General features: G+C 38.1%; 1 pseudogene. It reads left to right on the top strand.

The annotated features are described in order from the left end of the window. Positions 1-241, top strand: a pseudogene (locus tag RM529_RS17950) (hypothetical protein); the annotation flags it as partial. Positions 242-265 lie beyond the last annotated feature (24 nt).

Consider the following 265-nt stretch of genomic DNA (forward strand, 5'->3'; position numbering starts at 1 on the left):
TTTTTTTATTGAAAAAGATTTTAATGCTGATGAAGGAAAAAAATTCTTTGCACACTATGAAGCCAACGATTGGAAAACAAGCGATGGAAAATCAATACGTGATTGGCAGGCTTTAGCAGTCAATTGGATGGATAGGACAGAATTATTTGCCGAAGAAAACACACCAAACAAAAAGGGAGCGTCCCAAAATCGGGACAACCTTAAAACCACTAAAACCAAAGATTATGGACAACCCCTCTAAAATAACCGAAGGCGGCGTGGAATA

This window comes from Autumnicola edwardsiae (genome assembly GCF_031846505.1).
GTDB classification, from domain to species: Bacteria; Bacteroidota; Bacteroidia; order Flavobacteriales; family Flavobacteriaceae; genus Autumnicola; species Autumnicola edwardsiae.